Raw genomic sequence first — 17,410 nt, 5'->3', positions numbered from 1 at the left:
CGAGGCCGCTATGCCCAATGCGAGTGCATTTGTCATTCGGCCAGTTTGGCGAGGATCTTGTAGACCACGGTGCCCAGGATCAACAGCATGCCGATCCACATGCCGAACACACCCAGGGGCTTGTCACGAAAGTTAAAACCAACCGCGAGCATGATCATGCCGATCAGGATAGGGATGAGCATGGCGTGGAAGGAGGACATGGTGATCATGAGGCGATGGCCTTGTCAGAGTGGGAATAGTGACAAGTCTAGGTGGGATTGTGGGAAATGCAGGTGATATAGATCAGGTGTACGCGAAGCCAAATGTGGGAGGGGGCAAGTCGAATCATCGCACCGCCCCTCCCACCTGTTTAACTGCATTCAGCCTTTGGATCAGGGCAGGTCGTGGCTGGCGTAGAACGCGCCGAGTACTTTGACCAAATGCGCCAGGTCATGGCTGCCGCACAGCTCGCGGATGGAATGCATGGCAAACGTCGGCAGGCCGATGTCCACGGTGCGCACGCCCAGGTGGCTGGCAGTGATCGGGCCGATGGTCGAGCCACAGCCCATGTCGCTGCGCACCACGAAGCTCTGTACCGGGACTTCCTCGGCCATGCACAGGTGGCGGAAGAAACCGGCGGTTTCGCTGTTGGTGGCGTAGCGCTGGTTGCTGTTGACCTTGATCACCGGGCCCGCATTCAGCTTGGGCCCGTGGTTGGCGTCATGCTTCTCGGCGTAGTTCGGGTGCACGCCATGGGCGTTGTCGGCTGAAACCAACAGCGATTTCTGAATGGTGCGTACGAATTCATCACCTTCAGGCAGCAGGCGGCGCAGGGTCTGTTCCAGCATCGGGCCGTCGGCACCGCAGGCCGAGCAGGAACCGACTTCTTCGTGGTCGTTGCACACCAGCACGCAGGTTTCATCGGTCTCGCTGGTGAGCAAGGCTTGCAGGCCGGCGTAGCACGACAGCAGGTTGTCCAGGCGTGCGCCGGCGATGAAGTCGCCGTTCAGGCCGATCACGGCAGCACTCTGGGTGTCGTAGAAGCTCAGCTCGTAGTCGAGCACCACATCGGCATTCAAGCCGTGCTCGCGGGCCAGTTGCTCGGTGAGCACGGCGCGGAAGTCCACGCGTTCATCGCCGGCAAACTGCGCGAGGATCGGCGGCAACTCGGTCTGGGCGTTGATCGCCCAGCCCTGATTGGCTTCACGGTTCAGGTGAATGGCCAGGTTGGGGATGATCGCGATGGGCAGCTTGAAGTCGATCAGTTGGCTTTCGACCTTGCCGTCGCGGCGGAAGGTGACGCGCCCGGCCAGGGACAGGTCGCGGTCGAACCACGGCGCCAGCAGCGCACCGCCGTAGACTTCCACACCCAACTGCCAGAAGCCCTGGCGTTGCAGCTCAGGCTGCGGCTTGACCCGCAGGCACGGGCTGTCAGTGTGGGCGCCAACCAGGCGGATGCCGCCTTGCAGTGGCGCGTGACGGCCGAGCTTGAAGGCGATGATCGAGGAATCGTTGCGGGTGACGTAATAGCGCCCGTTGGCTTCGGTGGCCCAGGTTTCGCGCTCGTCGAGACGCTGGAAACCGGCGGCTTCGAGGCGCTGGGCCAGGGCCGCGGTGGCATGGAAAGGAGTAGGGGAGGCCTTGAGGAAGTCGATCAGGCCTTGATTCAACGCTTCGCGCATAAATAGCTCCAGACAGCAATGCGCGGAGTTTACCGTCCGATGGCAAGAAGTGCACAGCACAAATGTGGGAGGGGGCTTGCCCCCGATTGCCGTGGCCCAGTCAACAAATACAGTGACTGACACTCCGCAATCGGGGGCTGCCCCCTCCCACATTTACTGTGTTTGCAGCTTTAGAACGGGGCTGGGCACTCGAAGCGCAAACGCTCGCCGCTTTGCGGGTGGGTAAAGCTCAGCATGCTCGCGTGCAGGCACAGGCGTGGCCAGGCGGCCAGGGCTTGTTCATGGGCGTACAGGCCATCGCCGAGCAAGGGGTGGCCGATGGACAGCATGTGCACCCGCAACTGGTGGGAACGCCCCGTGATCGGCGTCAACTCGACTCGGCACCAGTCGCCGCAACGTTCCAGCACCTTCCAGAAGGTCAGCGCATGTTTGCCGAATTCGTGGTCGACCACATGCCGCGGCTTGGTCGGCGGGTCATAGCGCAGGGGCAGGTCGATGCTGCCGCTGTCCAGTGCCGGCTGGCCCCAGGCCAGGGCAGTGTAGGCTTTTTCGGTTTCGCGATCGTGAAACTGGCGAGACAGCTCGCGGTGAGTATCGGCGTCCCGGGCCAGCAGGATGATGCCCGAGGTTTCCCAGTCCAGGCGATGGACGATGCGGGCTTCGGGGTAGCCGTTTTCCTGCAGGCGGGTGATCAGGCAATCCTTGTTGTCATCGGCGCGGCCAGGCACCGAGAGCAGCAAAGTCGGCTTGTTCACCACCAGGACGGCATCGTCCTGATGAAGAATATGGATGTTGGACAACGGCATTAAACAGCCTCGTAACAAACGCCAACGGCGGCTCGACCACCCGATGCCCGCAAAGGCATCAGGGTGACGGAGCCGCCGTGGCGACCGCCCTTTCGATCAACGATCAGGCAGGGTGATATTGAGTTCCAGAATCGAGCAGCTGCCGTCGTTTTCCAGGGCGACATGTACGTCATCGTTGCCGATATTGACGTACTTGCGGATCACCTCTACCAATTCCTTCTGCAAGGCTGGCAGGTAGTCCGGTGTACTGCGTTGGCCGCGTTCGTGCGCCACGATGATCTGTAGACGCTCTTTCGCTACCGACGCGGTACTTGGCTTTTTGTTGGCGCGAAAGAAGTCGAGAAATTTCATTGTTTAGTTGCCTCCAAAGATACGCTCGAAGAATCCCTTCTTCTTAACATCGAGGAAGCGATGTTCCACGGTCTTGCCCAGCAGACGATCGACCGCATCGCTGTACGCCTGGCCGGCGTCGCTCTGGTCGTCAAGAATCACCGGCACGCCTTGGTTGGATGCCTTCAGAACTGCCTGGGATTCCGGGATCACGCCCAGCAGGGTCACTGCAAGGATTTCCTTCACGTCTTCAACGCCGAGCATTTCGCCGTTGCTGACACGCTCAGGGTTGTAGCGGGTGAGCAGCAGGTGTTCCTTGATCGGGTCCTGACCCTCTTCGGCGCGCTTGGACTTGCTGGCCAGCAGGCCCAGCATACGGTCCGAGTCACGTACCGAGGACACTTCCGGGTTGGTCACCACGATGGCTTCATCGGCGAAGTACATCGCCAGGTGAGCACCGGTTTCGATACCGGCCGGGGAGTCACACACCACGTATTCGAAGGTTTCCTTCAGCTCGGCGAGGACTTTGCCGACGCCTTCCTTGGTCAGTGCGTCTTTGTCACGGGTCTGGCTGGCGGCCAGTACATACAGGTTCTCAAGGCGTTTGTCCTTGATCAGGGCCTGTTGCAGGTTGGCTTCACCATTGACGACGTTGACGAAGTCGTACACCACGCGGCGTTCGCAGCCCATGATCAGGTCGAGGTTACGCAAACCGACGTCGAAGTCGACGATGACTGTCTTGTGGCCGCGCAGTGCGAGGCCGGTACCGATAGCGGCGCTGGTGGTGGTCTTACCCACACCACCCTTGCCGGATGTAACCACGAGAATCTTGGCCAAGGTGTTTCACCCCTAAGGAAAAAGGACTTTTCAGCCCCTGAAAAACATCTCTTGGAACTCGCTGCAGGCGGACAGCCTTTGTAGGGAAAAGATGGGGTTCCCGGAGGGGAAACGCCAACTTCCAATTATTCCTACGCAAGTCTTGCCAGTTTCGCTGTGCTATCAGAGTCTAGAGATGCTTGGAAAATGCGGCAGTATCCGTTAAAGACGGATGATGTTCAACACATCGCCCGACAGGCTGACCTGTACACCAGCCCCCCACAGCGGATCGCGGCGCAAATCTTCTGAAACCTTGTACTGGCCTGCGATGGACACGAGTTCAGCGGTCAATTGCTGGCAAAAAATACGTGCCTTGGTGTCACCCTTGATACCGGCGAGCGCACGTCCGCGCATCGGGCCGTATACATGGATGTTTCCGTCGGCCAGAAGTTCCGCGCCGGGGCTGACCGATGAGATCACCACCAGGTCGCCGCCCTGGGCGTAAATCTGCTGCCCGCCGCGTACGGGGGAGGTGATGATCTTTGTCGGCTTGATCGTCGGTTCCGCCGGTTTTTCCGGTTTTTTCTTCACTTCACCTTCCGTCGGATCGAGTGGACGCTCGCGTGCGCCGGACGGTGGCAGTACTGGCAGTTCAATGGCGATGGCGGCGGCAATGTCTTCGATACGGCTGGCACGAATCGCCAGGGTGCGTAAGCCATGGGAGCGGCATACGCGCATCAGGCCGGGCAGGTCGATCGCGCCTTGGCCGGCCGGCAGCTTGTCCAGGGCCAGCACCAGCGGGGCATTGTTGAAGAAGTTCGGCGCCAGGGCGACCTTGGCGGCGAGCTGGCGGTCCAGGGCATCAAGGTCATTGCGGGCCAGTTCCAGCACGGTGATGGCGAGCATGCTGCCTTTCAGCTGGAACACGGGATCTTGGTCTAGCGGTTCGGTTTGGCTCATGGTCGGCAAAAGCGGCTTGTCACGAAAAGTGTCGAGACTTATAACGAGAACATCCACTGGCCGCAAGCCGAGTCGAACCGTTGTAGAATGCGCGGCCCTTGTCTTTACCGGAATCTGTAATGGATCGCCCGCGTTTTCGTGCTGTATTTTTTCACCCGCGTTTTTGGCTGTTATGGCTGGGACTCGGCCTGCTGTGGCTGATCACTCAATTGCCGTATCGGGCGTTGCTGGCCATTGGTCGCCTGCTGGGTGCGGGCATGTACCGCGTGGCCGGCGAACGTCGCCGTATCGCCGCGCGCAACCTGGAGCTGTGCTTCCCGGAAAAATCCGCCGCGGAGCGCAAAAAGCTGCTCAAGGAAAACTTTGCTTCCACCGGCATCGCGTTCTTTGAAATGGCCATGAGCTGGTGGTGGTCGCGCCAGCGCCTGGCGCGCCTGGCTCACGTCGAGGGCCTGGAACACCTCAAGCAGGCGCAGTTGGATGGCAAGGGCGTGATCCTCATGGCCCTGCACTTCACTACCCTGGAAATCGGCGCAGCCTTGCTGGGACAGAAGCACACCATCGATGGCATGTACCGCGAGCACGGCAACCCCTTATTCGACTTTATCCAGCGCCGTGGTCGCGAGCGGCATAATCTCGATTCCCTGGCCGTCGAGCGCGAAGACGTGCGCGGCATGCTCAAGCTGCTGCGCGCCGGCCGCGCCATCTGGTACGCGCCGGACCAGGACTACGGCGCCAAGCAAAGTATCTTCGTGCCGCTGTTCGGCATCCAGGCCGCCACCGTGCCCGCCACCAGCAAGTTCGCCAAGCTGGGCAAGGCGCTGGTGGTGCCGTTCACCCAGGAGCGCCTGGCCGATGGCAGCGGTTACCGCCTGGTGATCCACCCGCCGTTGACCGACTTCCCGGGCGAAAGCGACGAAGTCGACTGCCTGCGCATCAACCGCTGGGTCGAAGCCTCGGTGCGTGAATGCCCCGAGCAATACCTGTGGACCCACCGCCGCTTCAAGAGCCGGCCACCGGGCGAACCCAAGCTGTACGAAAAACGTCGTCGATAACACCTGACCTTCCCCTGTTGGCCCCACATGGAGTGATGCAATGCGCCCAGCTGAACCGGTCACAGGCTTGATTCTTTCCGGCGGCGGAGCGCGAGCGGCGTATCAGGTGGGGGTGTTGGCGGCGATTGCCGAGTTGCTGCCGTTGGGGGCGCCGAATCCTTTTCCGGTCATCGTCGGCACCTCGGCCGGGGCGATCAATGCGGTCAGCCTGGCCAGCGGCGCCATGGACTTCACGGCGGCGATCCAGCGTCTTACTGCGTTCTGGCAGGGCTTTCGCAGCCATCGGGTGCTGCGCAGCGACTGGCCGGGGGTGATTCACCAGGCCAGCCGTTTCTGTTTTCACAGCCTGCTGGGCCTGGGCGCCCAAGTGCCGGTGGCGCTGCTCAACAGCTCGCCGCTGCGCGAGCTGCTCCACGACAAGCTGCACCTGGAGGGCATCGATGAGGCCATCCGCGAGAAGCATCTGCACGCGGTGGCGGTGACTGCGTTCGGCTATGAGTCCGGACAAGCGGTGACCTTCTATCAGGGCGGCGGCACCATCGACGCCTGGTTGCGCCACCGCCGTATCGGCGTGCCGACCCAACTGACGGTTGAACACCTGCTGGCCAGTTCGGCGATCCCCTTGCTGTTTGCCCCGGTGAAACTCGACCAGGAATATTTCGGCGATGGCGCCGTGCGACAGTCGGCACCCATCAGTCCGGCCTTGCACCTGGGGGCCAGCCGCGTGCTGGTGGTGGGGGTCAGTGGCAACCCACGGGGCAACGAGGCGGCGACACCGCGCGTCTTCACGGGCCAGCAACCGACCCTGGCGCAGATTGGCGGGCATATGCTCAACAGCACGTTCATCGACAGCCTGGAAAGTGATATCGAGTTGCTGGAGCGTTTGAACCAGTTCAGCCATTTCCAGCCTGCCGACAGCGCGTCCCGCGGCCTGGCCCCGGTGGACGTGCTGGTGATTGCGCCGAGCCAGCCGATCGATGAAATCGCGGCGCGGCATCGTCAGGAATTGCCCGCGGCATTGCGCCTGTTCCTGCGCGGGCCGGGGGCGACCAAGACGAGTGGGGCAGGGGTGCTGAGTTACTTGTTGTTCGAAGCGGGGTATTGCAGCGAGTTGATTGAATTGGGCAGGAAAGATGCGTTGGCCAAGCGTGAAGAAATCACCCGGTTCTTAGGCCTGCCGCCTATCTGAATGTGGGAGGGGCAAGCCCAAATACCAGTCAGTTATCGCTCCTACAGAAGGCGCTGTACGCTTAACTGACTGGCATTGGGGCTTGCCCCTGACACATTTTGACCTGCGATGTTCGGTCAGAAGTGATACTTGACCAGGAAGCTCGCCGTGTCCTGGTTGGTCTTGAACGCCCCGGAATCCTCGATCCCGTACTTGTTCTTCCAGTAGTCGTATTCAAAACCCACATACAACTGCTTATCGCCCCAATGCAGCGCCTTGCCCAGGTCGTATTTGACCTGCGGGTTGAAGTGCAGGTTGGCGTGGTAAGTGCCACGGGCGTTCTTGTCGTTGTCCACCACCCAATCCATGAAACCGTCGATCAGGATGTCGGAGTTGCCAACGGGGAGGGTGTACGCCCATACCGGAGTGATCTGCCATACGCCGTCACCCGGGCGATTGCCTTCGGTCTGACGCTGGTAGAAGTTCAGCTGGAAGTAGTCGAAGCCTGGGATGTTCAGGTCGAAGCCAGGGCCGAGCAGGTACGATTCGTTATCGCCTTCGCCGAACTCATAAGTGAAGGCCAGTAACACATCCTTGATCGGGCCGAAGGACAAGTCCTTGTCCAGGATCTTGCCGAACGACAAGCGTGGGCTGAACTCGCCGTAGTAAGTGCTCGGGCCGACGTTGCCATCTTCCTTGCCGTTATAAAAGATGCGGTCGAGGAAGAAGAAGTTGTCGCCGTACTTCCATGCGTCGGCATGTTCGAAGGTGACGGTTTGCTGGATCTGCGGGTTAACCGTGAAGCTCTTGCCCCACAGGTAAGTCAGGCTGTTGTTCTGCCACTGCAACAAGTCACCGGCCACGGCTTGGCCACCGGCCAGCAGCGATCCCGCCAGCATCAGGCCCTTGAACATAGGTTTCATTCGGTTGCTCCCGAGTTAAAGTTTTATGGTTTTTCTTCTACGCAGGCGCTCTGGTGTGGCGCCTTTTGGTTCGCTGCAAAAATCGTCTATTCGGTCAGCTTTGATGCTTTTAGCAAGAGCTGCGCCAACGTGTTTGAAAAACCAAAAAATCCCCGTCGGCTGCACGGAATGCAGTCGAATTCAGGGGATGTTTGCGCACATTGGTCGCTGTTGCAGGGCCGGGATAAGTTGGCCTTGCAGTCAGCTTTTACATTCGCTGTTTTTTTTTGAGTCGATTCGAGCGGGCGCGGAGAATACTGGCTCCAAAGCCTTGGCTCAAGTGCGCTGTTAGAGCGCGCAGGGGGCGAGAATGGGGCACGGCACATGGCCGGCCCCAGGTGAATGGCATGCATGGGATGTTCCTTGTCTGTTGTTATTTTTGGACTAACAAAGGCATCAATGCGTATGGGCGACGGCGGGGCGCTCTGCGCCGCCGAGGATATTGAACAGCACGTTCAGCGCCAGCGCGCTGAGGGTCGCCATGGCAATCCCGCTGTGGGTGATCGGGCTCATCCACAACGGCAGTTGTGCGAAGAACTCCGGGCGCACCACCGGGATCAGGCCCATGCCGATGCTGACAGCCACCAGCAACTGGTTGCGACGGTCGGCGATATCGGCTTCCTGGAGAATCTTGATCCCGGTGGCCGCCACCATGCCGAACATGGCAATCGCCGCGCCGCCGAGTACTGCTGGCGGAATCGACGCCACCAGGTAGGCGGCCTTGGGCAACAGGCTGAGCACAATCAGAAAGGCGCCGGCCATGATCGTCACCGAACGGCAGCGCACGCCCGTCATCTGCACCAGGCCGATGTTCTGCGCAAACGAGGAGTGGGTAAAGGTGTTGAAGAACCCGGCGAAGAACGATGCGCCGGCATCGCACAGCAAGCCACGGCGGAGCATCTTCGGGGTCACGTCCTGGCCGGTGATCTTGCCCAGGGCGAGGAACATGCCGGTGGATTCGACAAAGATGATCACGACCACCAGGCACATTGACAGGATCGGCGCCAGCTCGAATGTGGGCATGCCGAAGTGCAACGGTGTCACCACCTGTACCCACGGCGCCTGGGCCAGGCCGCTGAGATCGACCATGCCGAGCAGGCCGCACAAGCCGTAGCCAAGCGCCATGCCGATCAACACCGAGATATTCACCCAGAAGCCCCGCATGAAGCGGTTGATCAGCAGGATAGTGGCCAGCACCAGTGCGGCGATGGCCAGGTAGATGGGCGAGCCGAAGGTCGCGGCGGCGCTGCCACCGCCTGCCCAATTCACCGCCACAGGGAACAGCGACAGGCCGATGGCGGTGATCACGGTGCCGGTTACCAATGGCGGAAAGAAGCGCACCACCTTGGACATGAATGGCGCGATGAGCATGCCGAAGAACCCGGCGGCGATGGTCGCGCCGAAGATCCCCTGCAAGCCGATACCCGGCATGCCGGCCATGGCGACCATGCTGCCGACCGCGGCGAAACTGGCGCCCATCATCACCGGCATGCGAATCCCCAGGGGGCCGATGCCGAACGACTGGACCATGGTCGCGACACCGGCCACCAGCAGGTCGGCGTTGATCAGGAAGGCGATTTCTTCACGGCTCAGGCCGGCGGCCTGGCCAATGATCAGGGGGACCGCGACGGCGCCGCCGTACATCAGCAAGACGTGTTGCAGGCCTACCAGAATCAGTTGCAAGAGGGGCAGCCGCACCATGGCGGGTGCGGCAGGAATCTGCGGTTCGACTAACTCGGTCATGCAACACCTCGGATCTTTTTATTGTTGTGTTGTGTGGAACGCAATCTTCAAAACACGGCATGTCCAAATGTGGGAGGGGGCTTGCCCCCGATAGCGGTGTGTCATTCAACGTATCTGTGACTGATGCACCGCCATCGGGGGCAAGCCCCCTCCCACATTGGAACTATGTGAATCCGTCAGTTGGTACGCGCGCCCTGGTTGATCCAGGTGCCGATCAAATCGCGCTCCTGCTGGGTCATCTGGGTGATGTTGCCCAGTGGCATGATCTGGCTCGCCACGGCCTGCGCCTGGATACGTGCCGCCTGTTGCTGGATCTGCGCCGGTGTATCGAACATCACGCCTGCCGGTGCGGTGCTGAACAGCGGGCTGGTGGGCTTGGCCGAATGGCATACCGCACAGCGTTCCTGGATCACCCCATGCACCTTGTCGAAATCAATCGTCGCCTGGGCGGGGGCAGGTGCCGCGACGGGGGCGGCTGGCGCTGCGGATTTCACGCCGCCGCCCAAGGCGGTTTCCGGCAACGGTTGGTACTCGATCGCGGCGGGTGCCTTGGCCACTTCTGCCACGGGCTTGGGCCCGGTCACGTAGGCCAGGGAGATCATCGCCAACGCCCCCACCGGCAAGGTCCAGGCATACTTCTGGCTGTTATGCCGGGTGTTGAAATAGTGCCGCACCAACACCGCTGCCACCGCGATACCCGCGAGGATCAGCCAGTTGTATTGGCTGCCGTAGGTGCTCGGGAAGTGGTTGCTGATCATGATGAACAGCACCGGCAGGGTGAAGTAGTTGTTGTGCCGTGAGCGCAGCAAACCCTTGGCCGGCAGGGCCGGGTCGGGCGTGCGGTTCTCCGCGATCGCTGCCACCAGCGCACGCTGGGCCGGCATGATGATGCGGAACACGTTACCGACCATGATGGTGCCGATCACCGCACCCACGTGCAGGTACGCGCCACGGCCGCTGAACACTTTGCTGAAACCGTACGCGGCGCCAATCAACAGCACGAACAGGATGAAACCGAGCAGGGCAGGGCGCTTGCCCAGGGCCGAGTCGCAGAGGAAGGAGTAGATGAACCAGCCGGCGAACAGCGAGCCAATGCCCAGCAATACGCCTTCGGTGCCGCTCAGGCTGCTGCCGGGGGCGAGCAGGTACAGCGTCGGGTTGAGGTAGAACACCACGCACAACAGCGCGACGCCCGACATCCAGGTGAAATAGGCTTCCCATTTGAACCAGTGCAGGTTGTCCGGCATGGTTGGCGGGGCCAGTTTGTATTTTTCCAGGTGGTAGATACCGCCACCGTGGATCGCCCACAAGTCGCCGGCCAGGCCGCTCTTGGGGTTGACGCGGTTGAGGTTGTTTTCCAGCCAGACAAAGTAGAACGAAGCGCCGATCCAGGCGACGCCAGTGATCATGTGAACCCAGCGCACGCTAAGGTTCAGCCATTCCAACAGATGTGCTTCCACAGTCTTTACCTCTCGCCTGTCACCCTTGTTGTCGGGTGATCCGGCCTTCTCTTATTGGTGGGGGGCGAGGATCAACCGCTCATCCTCTTTGAAAAAATGCTCATCGCAGTTATTGCCTGTGCCACTGCGATCAACCACCAGGAAGTCATCCCGCTTTTCGATCGTCAGCACCGGGTGGTGCCAGACGCCGCGATGGTAATTAATGCCCTGCCTGCCGTTGGTGACGAAGGCGCGGACCAAGCCTGATACAGGTGCATCGCCAAGTGGCGCGACCACGATCAGAAAGGGGTTGCCGAGCAGCGGAATGAAGGCCTGGCTGCCCAGCGGGTGTCTCTCCAGCATGCACACGGTCAGCGGCATATCCAGCGCGTCGGCGCGGAAGATGCTGATGATTGCGTGGTCTTCAGGCTGTGCGGTTTCTACCGTTGCCAGCTTGTGAAAGCGCATGGTCGAGCCGTTGTTGATCATGAAGTGATCGCTGCCGTCGGTTTCGATAACGTCTCCGAAAGGGGCGAAGGCTTCTTTGGTCAGCGGTTCGATCATCAGTGTGCGCATGGCTGTCTTCTTATCCGGATTCTGTGTTGTGTCATTCAGTTCATGTGGCGAGCGGGCTTGCCCTAATGCCGTTCAGTTAAGCGGACATCGCCTTCTGTAGGAGCGAGCTTGCTCGCGAAAAACGTCAACGATAACGCGTGTTTCCTGAATGAACGCGGCGTCGAGCAAGCTCGCTCCTACAAAAAAGCCTTAACTGAACGGCATTAGGGCAAGCCCGCTCGCCACAACAAGCCCGCTCGCCACAACAAGTCCGTTTGCCACAACAAGCCAGCTCTCCACAACAAGCCAGCTCGCCACAAAACCGCCCTTATCTTATCCAGTCAGGAGTCTTTATGACCCGAACCATCCCCGAACCGGATCTCAACTACCTGCAAAAAGTGCTGCTGGAAATGCTCGCCATCCCCAGCCCCACCGGGTTTACCGATACCATCGTGCGCTATGTCGCCGAACGCCTGGAAGAGCTGGGCATCCCGTTTGAAATGACCCGCCGCGGCACCATTCGCGCCACCCTCAAGGGCCAGAAGAACAGCCCCGACCGCGCAGTATCGGCGCACTTGGACACCATCGGCGCCGCCGTCCGCGCGATCAAGGATAACGGACGCCTGACCCTGGCCCCCGTCGGTTGCTGGTCAAGCCGCTTTGCCGAGGGCAGCCGCGTCAGCCTGTTCACTGACAACGGCGTGATCCGTGGCAGCGTCCTGCCATTGATGGCCTCAGGGCACGCATTCAATACCGCCGTGGATGAAATGCCGGTGAGCTGGGACCATGTGGAGCTGCGCCTGGACGCCTACTGCGCGACCCGTGCCGACTGCGACTCCCTGGGAATCGGCATCGGTGACTACGTGGCGTTCGACCCCCTGCCCGAGTTCACCGAAAGCGGCCATATCAGCGCGCGCCACTTGGACGACAAGGCCGGTGTCGCCGCCCTGCTCGCCGCGCTCAAGGCCATCGTCGACAGCGGCGAACCCTTGCTGATCGACTGCCACCCGCTGTTCACCATCACCGAGGAAACCGGCAGCGGCGCAGCGGCTGCCCTGCCCTGGGATGTGAGTGAGTTTGTCGGCATCGATATCGCACCGGTCGCCCCTGGCCAGCACTCCAGCGAGCACGCGGTGAGCGTGGCGATGCAGGACTCCGGCGGGCCGTATGACTATCACCTGTCCCGCCACCTGCTGCGCCTGGCTTCGGACAATGAACTGCCGGTGCGTCGCGACCTGTTTCGTTATTACTTCAGCGATGCCCATTCGGCGGTGACCGCTGGCCACGATATCCGCACCGCGCTGCTGGCGTTTGGTTGCGATGCGACCCACGGCTACGAGCGCACCCATATCGACAGCCTCGCGGCCCTGAGTCGCCTGCTGAGCGCGTATATCCTCAGCCCCCCCGTGTTTGCCAGCGATGCGCAACCGGCCCAGGGTTCACTGGACAGGTTCAGCCATCAGATCGAGCACGAAACGCAGATGGAGAGCGACACGCGTGTGCCGCCGGTAGACAGCCTGGTCGGTCAGAAGTCCTGACGCTGGCAACAATGGTCCCGGCGCAGTAGCATCGCCGGGATTCTCTAGTTGAGGCTTGTATGCTGATTCCCTACGACGCACTTGAAGTCGACACCCTGACCCGCCTGATCGAAGACTTCGTCACCCGCGACGGTACCGACAATGGCGACGACACGCCCCTGGAAACCCGGGTATTGCGCGTGCGCCAGGCGCTGACCAAGGGCCAGGCATTGATCGTATTCGACCCCGACAGCGAACAATGCCAGTTGATGCTCAAGCACGACGTGCCCAAGCATCTGTTCGACTGAGCGCGGTTTCAGGCGTTGGGTTGCGGATGGGCGCCGGCACCCTGGCGTTCGACGATCTTCTCAAACACCTCGGCGCGGTGCACATTGACGCCCACCGGCGCTTGGATGCCGAATTTAACCTGGGTACCGTTCAGTTCGAGGATGTGCAAGGCGATGTCATCGCCAATGGAGATGATTTCGCCTACGGCGCGGCTTAAGACCAGCATGGCGGTTGTCCTTTTCGAGTGACAGGACCTTGACCTTGCGCGCTTGGATTTGTGGCAGCAATGGCTTGCGGCTAAATCAGGCAGCGCCTACATAGGCGGGTAAATTGCCTGACAGACAGAGGCTTGGTTGTGGCGGGTTTAGCGGGGCATATCCGTTACCAAGGAAACGGATATGCACACCATCCCAATCACCCCCTGACAGCCTGGGCCTTCGCGCGCATCTTATCCGCCATCACGGTCATCTCGTCATACAGCAACTGCGGGTTCTTCTGCTTCAACGCCCACGCCATCCGGCCCTGCTCATGGGGCAGGATCATGAACTCGCCCTGGGCCACCCGCTGGTAAATGTAATCGGCGATATCCGCCGCCGAAATCGGTGAGCTCTCGAGCAACTTGCCCACCTGCGCTTTCATTGCCGGGGTCGGTCCACGGAACGAGTCCAACAGGTTGGTCTGGAAAAACGACGGGCAGACCACGTGTACCCCCACTTCCTGCTGCTTGAGCTCCACCAACAGGCTTTCCGATAGCGCCACTACGCCGGCCTTGGCCACGTTGTAGTTGCTCATGGCCGGGCCCTGCATCAGTGCTGCCATCGAAGCAATGTTGATGATGCGGCCCTTGCTCTTTTCCAGCAGCGGCAGGAACGCCTTGCAGCCCTTGACCACGCCCATCAGGTTGATCGCGATCTGCCAGTCCCAATCCTCCAGGGACAGTTCGGCGAAGAACCCACCGGAGGCCACGCCGGCATTGTTGACGATCACATCTATGCCACCCAGCTTCTCCTCGCAGGCCTGGGCAAAGGCCGTGAGCTGACTGTAGTCGCGCACGTCGCAGCGCTGGATAAAACCGTCGCCACCGGCCTCGCGTACCCGCTTCAAGGTTTCCTGCAGGCCCGGCTCACTGACATCCGACAAGGCCAGTTGCCAACCCTCGCGGGCCCAGCGCAGAGCGATTTCACGACCCAGGCCGGACCCGGCGCCAGTGATCATCATGCGATTTTGCATAGAAAGTAGCCTTGTGGTTCACAGAAGAAGTGATCGGCAGTGTAGCGAAGGTTTTTCCTACACCCACGCACCATCAGAGTGATGAATGCCCCAGGCAAACCGCGGGCTCGGTCGGATACCTGCCCACAGGCTAAGTTCAATCTTTTTCAACTAAGCAGGTGCATTGGCGAGGGTATTAAAAGAAATAAGCGACGCTGCAAAACGCTTTAAAAAAACATGGAATTTTCCACGCAGGCGCACAGTCGGAGTTATTAAGGCGTCCGTATTCAACTGTCGGGCCTATCGTTAAATAACCGGTCTTTACAGAAGGCCTACAAGGAAAAAAACTATGAGCCTCATTCTGATCATTATCCTGATCCTTCTACTGGTCGGTGGCCTTCCAGTGTTCCCGCACTCCCGTAGCTGGGGTTATGGTCCGTCGGGTATTCTCGGTGTGGTCCTGGTCGTGCTGTTGGTGTTGTTGCTGCTCGGCAAGATATAAAAGCCGGGCAAAAAAAGAGGCCTTCTTGAAGGCCTCTTTTTTATTGCCGGTCAATTAGTCCGGCTTGCCATCAACCACCCCTGCGGTGTTATCCAACAGGCTCTTGGTTGCGGTCTGCAGGAACGATTCAAGCTTCTGCTTCAGTGCAGCTTCGTCCGGCGAATCAGGAATGACCTTACCGGTTGGCTCGGCGCCCAATTCGTATTCCCACAACTTCGGTGGCATTTCCTTAGGCAACACCAGCACGCGGTCGCCAGTGAGCAACGCCACGGTCTGGTCGCTGCCCGAAGGCTTGATCACGCCGAAACCCTTGTCGCCTTCCGGCAGGTTCAGCAGGTCACGCCCCCAGCACTGGTGCAGGGTGTCGCCGCCAAGGCGCCCCATGATAGTCGGGACGATGTCGATCTGGGTGCCCACGGTGTGGTCACGCTCGCCGAACTTCTCCTGGATACCCGGTGCGATCATCAGCATCGGCACATTGAAGCGGCCCAGGTCCATTTCGGTGATCTGCTGTTCATTGCCAAAGCCGTGGTCACCCACGATCACGAACAGGGTTTCCTTGAAGTACGGCTCTTTGCGGGCCTTTTCAAAGAACTGGCCCAGGGCCCAGTCGGAGTAGCGCATGGCCGTCAAATGCTCGTCGAGGCTGCCGCGGCCGGTCACTTTATCCACCGGCAACGGGTTGGGCAGCGCGTACGGCGTGTGGTTGGACAGGGTTTGCAGCAATGCGTAGAACGGCTTGCCGCCTTCGCGGGCCTTCAACTCTTCCAGGCCACGGTTGAACATGTCCTGGTCGGACACGCCCCAGGTCGGGTCGGAGAACACCGGGTTGACGAAGTCATTGCGGCCAATGAAGTTGGTCATGCCCTGGTTGCTGAAGAAACCGGACTGGTTGTCCCAGGCGAAGTCGCCGTTGTAGACATACACGTCGTCAAACTGGCGCGCACTGAGCAACTGCGGCAGGCCCGACAGCTTGTGACTGCCTTCGGGGGTCTGCATCAGGTATTCGAAGCCCGGCAGGTTCGGGAAGCAGGCCATGGTGGCGAACATACCCTGGTGGGTGTGAGTGCCATTGGAGAAGAAGCGGTCGAACAGCAGGCCTTCCTTGGACAACTTGTCGAAGTACGGCGTGATATTACCCGGGCGACCCAAGGCGCCCACCGAGTGACCGGCGAAGCTTTCCATCAGGATCACGACGACGTTCTTGATCGGCAGGGTTTTTTCGGCCGGCGGCGTGTAGTCACGGCGCACGGCGGCGGTGTCGGTATCCACCAGTTTCTCTTGCGGCAAGACCAGCATGTTGCGCACGGTCTGGGTGGCCAGCGGTTGATCCAGGGTGGCTTTCCAGATGTTGGAGCGTTCTTCGGAGAAGCGCGACTTGGCCGCGGCGATCAGCGACAAGGTGCCATTGAGGCCCAACTGGTTGGCGAAGTTCGACTCGGTGGTGTAGACGTCACCCCAACGCAGCGGCGGGCCCTGGCGCAGGGTGCCACGAGCAGCGACGACCGCGACCAGCAGGCAAACCACGAACACCGCGATGCGCGAGTACCACGGCGCCACCTGGCGGGTACCGATGCTGCCACCGCTGAACGGGCCGCGCGGGCGCGTGGCACGGTCGGCACCCTTGAAGGCGATGCTCAGGATCAGCGTGCCCACGGCCCAGGCCAGCAGGTAGCGCACCACTGGGAAACCGTACCAGAGCATGCTCATCACGGTCTTCGGGTCTTCCTTGACATATTGGAAGACCAGGCCGTTGAGGCGCTGGTGGAATTCGCGGTAGAAGTCCATCTCCATCAAGCCCAGGAACAGGGCGATGCTGGACGCAACGGTCAGCCACAAACGGAAGAACCCACGCGCGGCCATGGCCCGTACGCTGAACAGGGCCAGCAGCAGCGGGATCAGCACGTACACCACCAGGCGAATATCCAGGCGCAGGCCGTTGGCGAACGCTTCCAGGAAGGTCGAGGCCGGGGTGTCGAGGATCATCTCGCGGTTGTAGGCCAGCAGCGCCAGGCGCAGCAGGGAAAACATCACCATCATGACCAGTGCGCAAAGCAGCGTGTACGCCAGATGGGATTTGACGGTCGGTTGCAGCAGGCGATTAGAAGCTCGCTGCTGACTCAGGGCGTCCGGGTTTGCCATGTCGTTTCAGGACCCATTGGAAGTTTAAGTTGCGAAATAAAGCAATGGCGCTCGGCCTCGCCCAGGCTGGCTGGGGGTAGGCGGTTTGCGCGGTGGCGCAAATGGTGCCCGATCAATGCGAGCAACGCTATTAATTACTGAATGTGCGCCCCCCTTCTGCCGTTAACGGCACTGGAGATAGAGCCTTGGGGCGGCGATTCAAAGCGGGCGAATTGTCTTGGATGGGATGTGAAAATTTCGTGCAGCGAATATTTCGA

Annotated in this window: 18 protein-coding genes; 5 read left to right on the top strand and 13 right to left on the bottom strand. The window is 60.5% G+C overall.

Going from position 1 to position 17,410, the window contains the following annotated elements; genetic code table 11:
* Positions 1–32: 32 nt before the first annotated feature.
* The 6 genes from A7317_RS30905 to minC form a co-directional block, all read right to left on the bottom strand.
* Complete coding sequence (locus A7317_RS30905; protein ID WP_017845812.1) at positions 33–209, bottom strand: hypothetical protein; 177 nt, start codon at positions 207–209, stop codon at positions 33–35.
* Between the two features lie 162 nt (positions 210–371).
* Complete coding sequence (locus A7317_RS20490) at positions 372–1,661, bottom strand: M18 family aminopeptidase (RefSeq protein ID WP_024076656.1); 1,290 nt, start codon at positions 1,659–1,661, stop codon at positions 372–374.
* A 170-nt stretch (positions 1,662–1,831) separates the two neighbouring features.
* Positions 1,832–2,467, bottom strand: a complete 636-nt coding sequence (locus A7317_RS20485; protein ID WP_003192838.1) for an RluA family pseudouridine synthase — start codon at positions 2,465–2,467, stop codon at positions 1,832–1,834.
* 96 nt (positions 2,468–2,563) lie between these two features.
* Complete coding sequence (minE, locus tag A7317_RS20480) at positions 2,564–2,818, bottom strand: cell division topological specificity factor MinE (RefSeq protein ID WP_003175252.1); 255 nt, start codon at positions 2,816–2,818, stop codon at positions 2,564–2,566.
* A gap of 3 nt (positions 2,819–2,821) precedes the next feature.
* Positions 2,822–3,634: a septum site-determining protein MinD gene (minD, locus tag A7317_RS20475; protein ID WP_003175251.1), complete on the bottom strand. Its 813-nt coding sequence runs from the start codon at positions 3,632–3,634 to the stop codon at positions 2,822–2,824.
* 201 nt (positions 3,635–3,835) lie between these two features.
* Positions 3,836–4,573 (bottom strand): septum site-determining protein MinC, encoded by a 738-nt coding sequence (gene minC / locus A7317_RS20470; protein ID WP_024076655.1) that lies wholly within the window; start codon positions 4,571–4,573, stop codon positions 3,836–3,838.
* A 119-nt stretch (positions 4,574–4,692) separates the two neighbouring features.
* Between minC and A7317_RS20465 the strand changes: the two genes are divergently transcribed.
* Together A7317_RS20465 and A7317_RS20460 are read left to right on the top strand one after the other, a co-directional pair.
* Positions 4,693–5,628: a lipid A biosynthesis lauroyl acyltransferase gene (locus A7317_RS20465; protein WP_069076728.1), complete on the top strand. Its 936-nt coding sequence runs from the start codon at positions 4,693–4,695 to the stop codon at positions 5,626–5,628.
* A 40-nt stretch (positions 5,629–5,668) separates the two neighbouring features.
* On the top strand, positions 5,669–6,817 hold the full coding sequence (locus tag A7317_RS20460) for a patatin-like phospholipase family protein (protein WP_069076727.1): 1,149 nt from the start codon (positions 5,669–5,671) through the stop codon (positions 6,815–6,817).
* A gap of 116 nt (positions 6,818–6,933) precedes the next feature.
* On the opposite strand, the gene A7317_RS20455 is transcribed toward A7317_RS20460, so the two are convergent.
* The 4 genes from A7317_RS20455 to A7317_RS20440 all read right to left on the bottom strand — a co-directional run bounded on the left by A7317_RS20455 (position 6,934) and on the right by A7317_RS20440 (position 11,516).
* Positions 6,934–7,719, bottom strand: a complete 786-nt coding sequence (locus A7317_RS20455) for an outer membrane protein OmpK (RefSeq protein ID WP_024076652.1) — start codon at positions 7,717–7,719, stop codon at positions 6,934–6,936.
* A gap of 435 nt (positions 7,720–8,154) precedes the next feature.
* Positions 8,155–9,501: a nucleobase:cation symporter-2 family protein gene (locus A7317_RS20450; protein ID WP_024076651.1), complete on the bottom strand. Its 1,347-nt coding sequence runs from the start codon at positions 9,499–9,501 to the stop codon at positions 8,155–8,157.
* Between the two features lie 176 nt (positions 9,502–9,677).
* Positions 9,678–10,961, bottom strand: coding sequence for a urate hydroxylase PuuD (locus A7317_RS20445; RefSeq protein ID WP_069076726.1), 1,284 nt, complete (start codon positions 10,959–10,961; stop codon positions 9,678–9,680).
* A gap of 51 nt (positions 10,962–11,012) precedes the next feature.
* Positions 11,013–11,516 (bottom strand): ureidoglycolate lyase, encoded by a 504-nt coding sequence (locus A7317_RS20440; RefSeq protein WP_024076649.1) that lies wholly within the window; start codon positions 11,514–11,516, stop codon positions 11,013–11,015.
* 332 nt (positions 11,517–11,848) lie between these two features.
* Between A7317_RS20440 and A7317_RS20435 the strand changes: the two genes are divergently transcribed.
* Entirely contained in the window at positions 11,849–13,033 is a 1,185-nt protein-coding gene (locus tag A7317_RS20435) for an osmoprotectant NAGGN system M42 family peptidase (protein ID WP_069076725.1), read from the top strand.
* A gap of 59 nt (positions 13,034–13,092) precedes the next feature.
* Positions 13,093–13,320 (top strand): YheU family protein, encoded by a 228-nt coding sequence (locus tag A7317_RS20430; RefSeq protein WP_003236706.1) that lies wholly within the window; start codon positions 13,093–13,095, stop codon positions 13,318–13,320.
* Between the two features lie 8 nt (positions 13,321–13,328).
* On the opposite strand, the gene csrA is transcribed toward A7317_RS20430, so the two are convergent.
* A complete protein-coding gene (csrA, locus tag A7317_RS20425) occupies positions 13,329–13,526 on the bottom strand; it encodes a carbon storage regulator CsrA (protein WP_069076724.1) in 198 nt (65 codons plus the stop codon).
* Between the two features lie 188 nt (positions 13,527–13,714).
* Complete coding sequence (locus A7317_RS20420) at positions 13,715–14,530, bottom strand: SDR family oxidoreductase (protein ID WP_024076618.1); 816 nt, start codon at positions 14,528–14,530, stop codon at positions 13,715–13,717.
* Positions 14,531–14,858: 328 nt separating this feature from the next.
* On the opposite strand from A7317_RS20420, the gene A7317_RS20415 reads away from it, so the two are divergent.
* Complete coding sequence (locus A7317_RS20415; RefSeq protein ID WP_010208879.1) at positions 14,859–15,011, top strand: DUF3309 family protein; 153 nt, start codon at positions 14,859–14,861, stop codon at positions 15,009–15,011.
* Between the two features lie 54 nt (positions 15,012–15,065).
* Here A7317_RS20415 and A7317_RS20410 read toward each other — a convergent pair whose 3' ends face one another.
* Positions 15,066–17,153, bottom strand: a complete 2,088-nt coding sequence (locus tag A7317_RS20410; RefSeq protein ID WP_069076723.1) for an LTA synthase family protein — start codon at positions 17,151–17,153, stop codon at positions 15,066–15,068.
* Positions 17,154–17,410: the final 257 nt, after the last annotated feature.

The organism is Pseudomonas fluorescens, assembly GCF_001708445.1.
Classification (GTDB): Bacteria; Pseudomonadota; Gammaproteobacteria; order Pseudomonadales; family Pseudomonadaceae; genus Aquipseudomonas; species Aquipseudomonas gorinensis.
Note: the sequence above shows the minus strand (reverse complement) of the source record. Positions and strands in the feature narration are given on the sequence as shown.

Bases quoted from the DNA above. Each gene is read 5' to 3' on its own strand.
- A7317_RS20485 (WP_003192838.1), bottom strand. From the start codon at position 2,467: ATGCCGTTGTCCAACATCCATATTCTTCATCAGGACGATGCCGTCCTG.
- csrA (WP_069076724.1), bottom strand. From the start codon at position 13,526: ATGCTGGTCTTAAGCCGCGCCGTAGGCGAAATCATCTCCATTGGCGAT.
- A7317_RS20415 (WP_010208879.1), top strand. From the start codon at position 14,859: ATGAGCCTCATTCTGATCATTATCCTGATCCTTCTACTGGTCGGTGGC.
- A7317_RS30905 (WP_017845812.1), bottom strand. From the start codon at position 209: ATGATCACCATGTCCTCCTTCCACGCCATGCTCATCCCTATCCTGATC.
- A7317_RS20420 (WP_024076618.1), bottom strand. From the start codon at position 14,530: ATGCAAAATCGCATGATGATCACTGGCGCCGGGTCCGGCCTGGGTCGT.
- A7317_RS20460 (WP_069076727.1), top strand. From the start codon at position 5,669: ATGCGCCCAGCTGAACCGGTCACAGGCTTGATTCTTTCCGGCGGCGGA.
- A7317_RS20435 (WP_069076725.1), top strand. From the start codon at position 11,849: ATGACCCGAACCATCCCCGAACCGGATCTCAACTACCTGCAAAAAGTG.
- minC (WP_024076655.1), bottom strand. From the start codon at position 4,573: ATGAGCCAAACCGAACCGCTAGACCAAGATCCCGTGTTCCAGCTGAAA.
- A7317_RS20450 (WP_024076651.1), bottom strand. From the start codon at position 9,501: ATGACCGAGTTAGTCGAACCGCAGATTCCTGCCGCACCCGCCATGGTG.
- A7317_RS20455 (WP_024076652.1), bottom strand. From the start codon at position 7,719: ATGAAACCTATGTTCAAGGGCCTGATGCTGGCGGGATCGCTGCTGGCC.
- A7317_RS20430 (WP_003236706.1), top strand. From the start codon at position 13,093: ATGCTGATTCCCTACGACGCACTTGAAGTCGACACCCTGACCCGCCTG.
- A7317_RS20490 (WP_024076656.1), bottom strand. From the start codon at position 1,661: ATGCGCGAAGCGTTGAATCAAGGCCTGATCGACTTCCTCAAGGCCTCC.
- A7317_RS20410 (WP_069076723.1), bottom strand. From the start codon at position 17,153: ATGGCAAACCCGGACGCCCTGAGTCAGCAGCGAGCTTCTAATCGCCTG.
- A7317_RS20440 (WP_024076649.1), bottom strand. From the start codon at position 11,516: ATGCGCACACTGATGATCGAACCGCTGACCAAAGAAGCCTTCGCCCCT.
- minE (WP_003175252.1), bottom strand. From the start codon at position 2,818: ATGAAATTTCTCGACTTCTTTCGCGCCAACAAAAAGCCAAGTACCGCG.
- A7317_RS20465 (WP_069076728.1), top strand. From the start codon at position 4,693: ATGGATCGCCCGCGTTTTCGTGCTGTATTTTTTCACCCGCGTTTTTGG.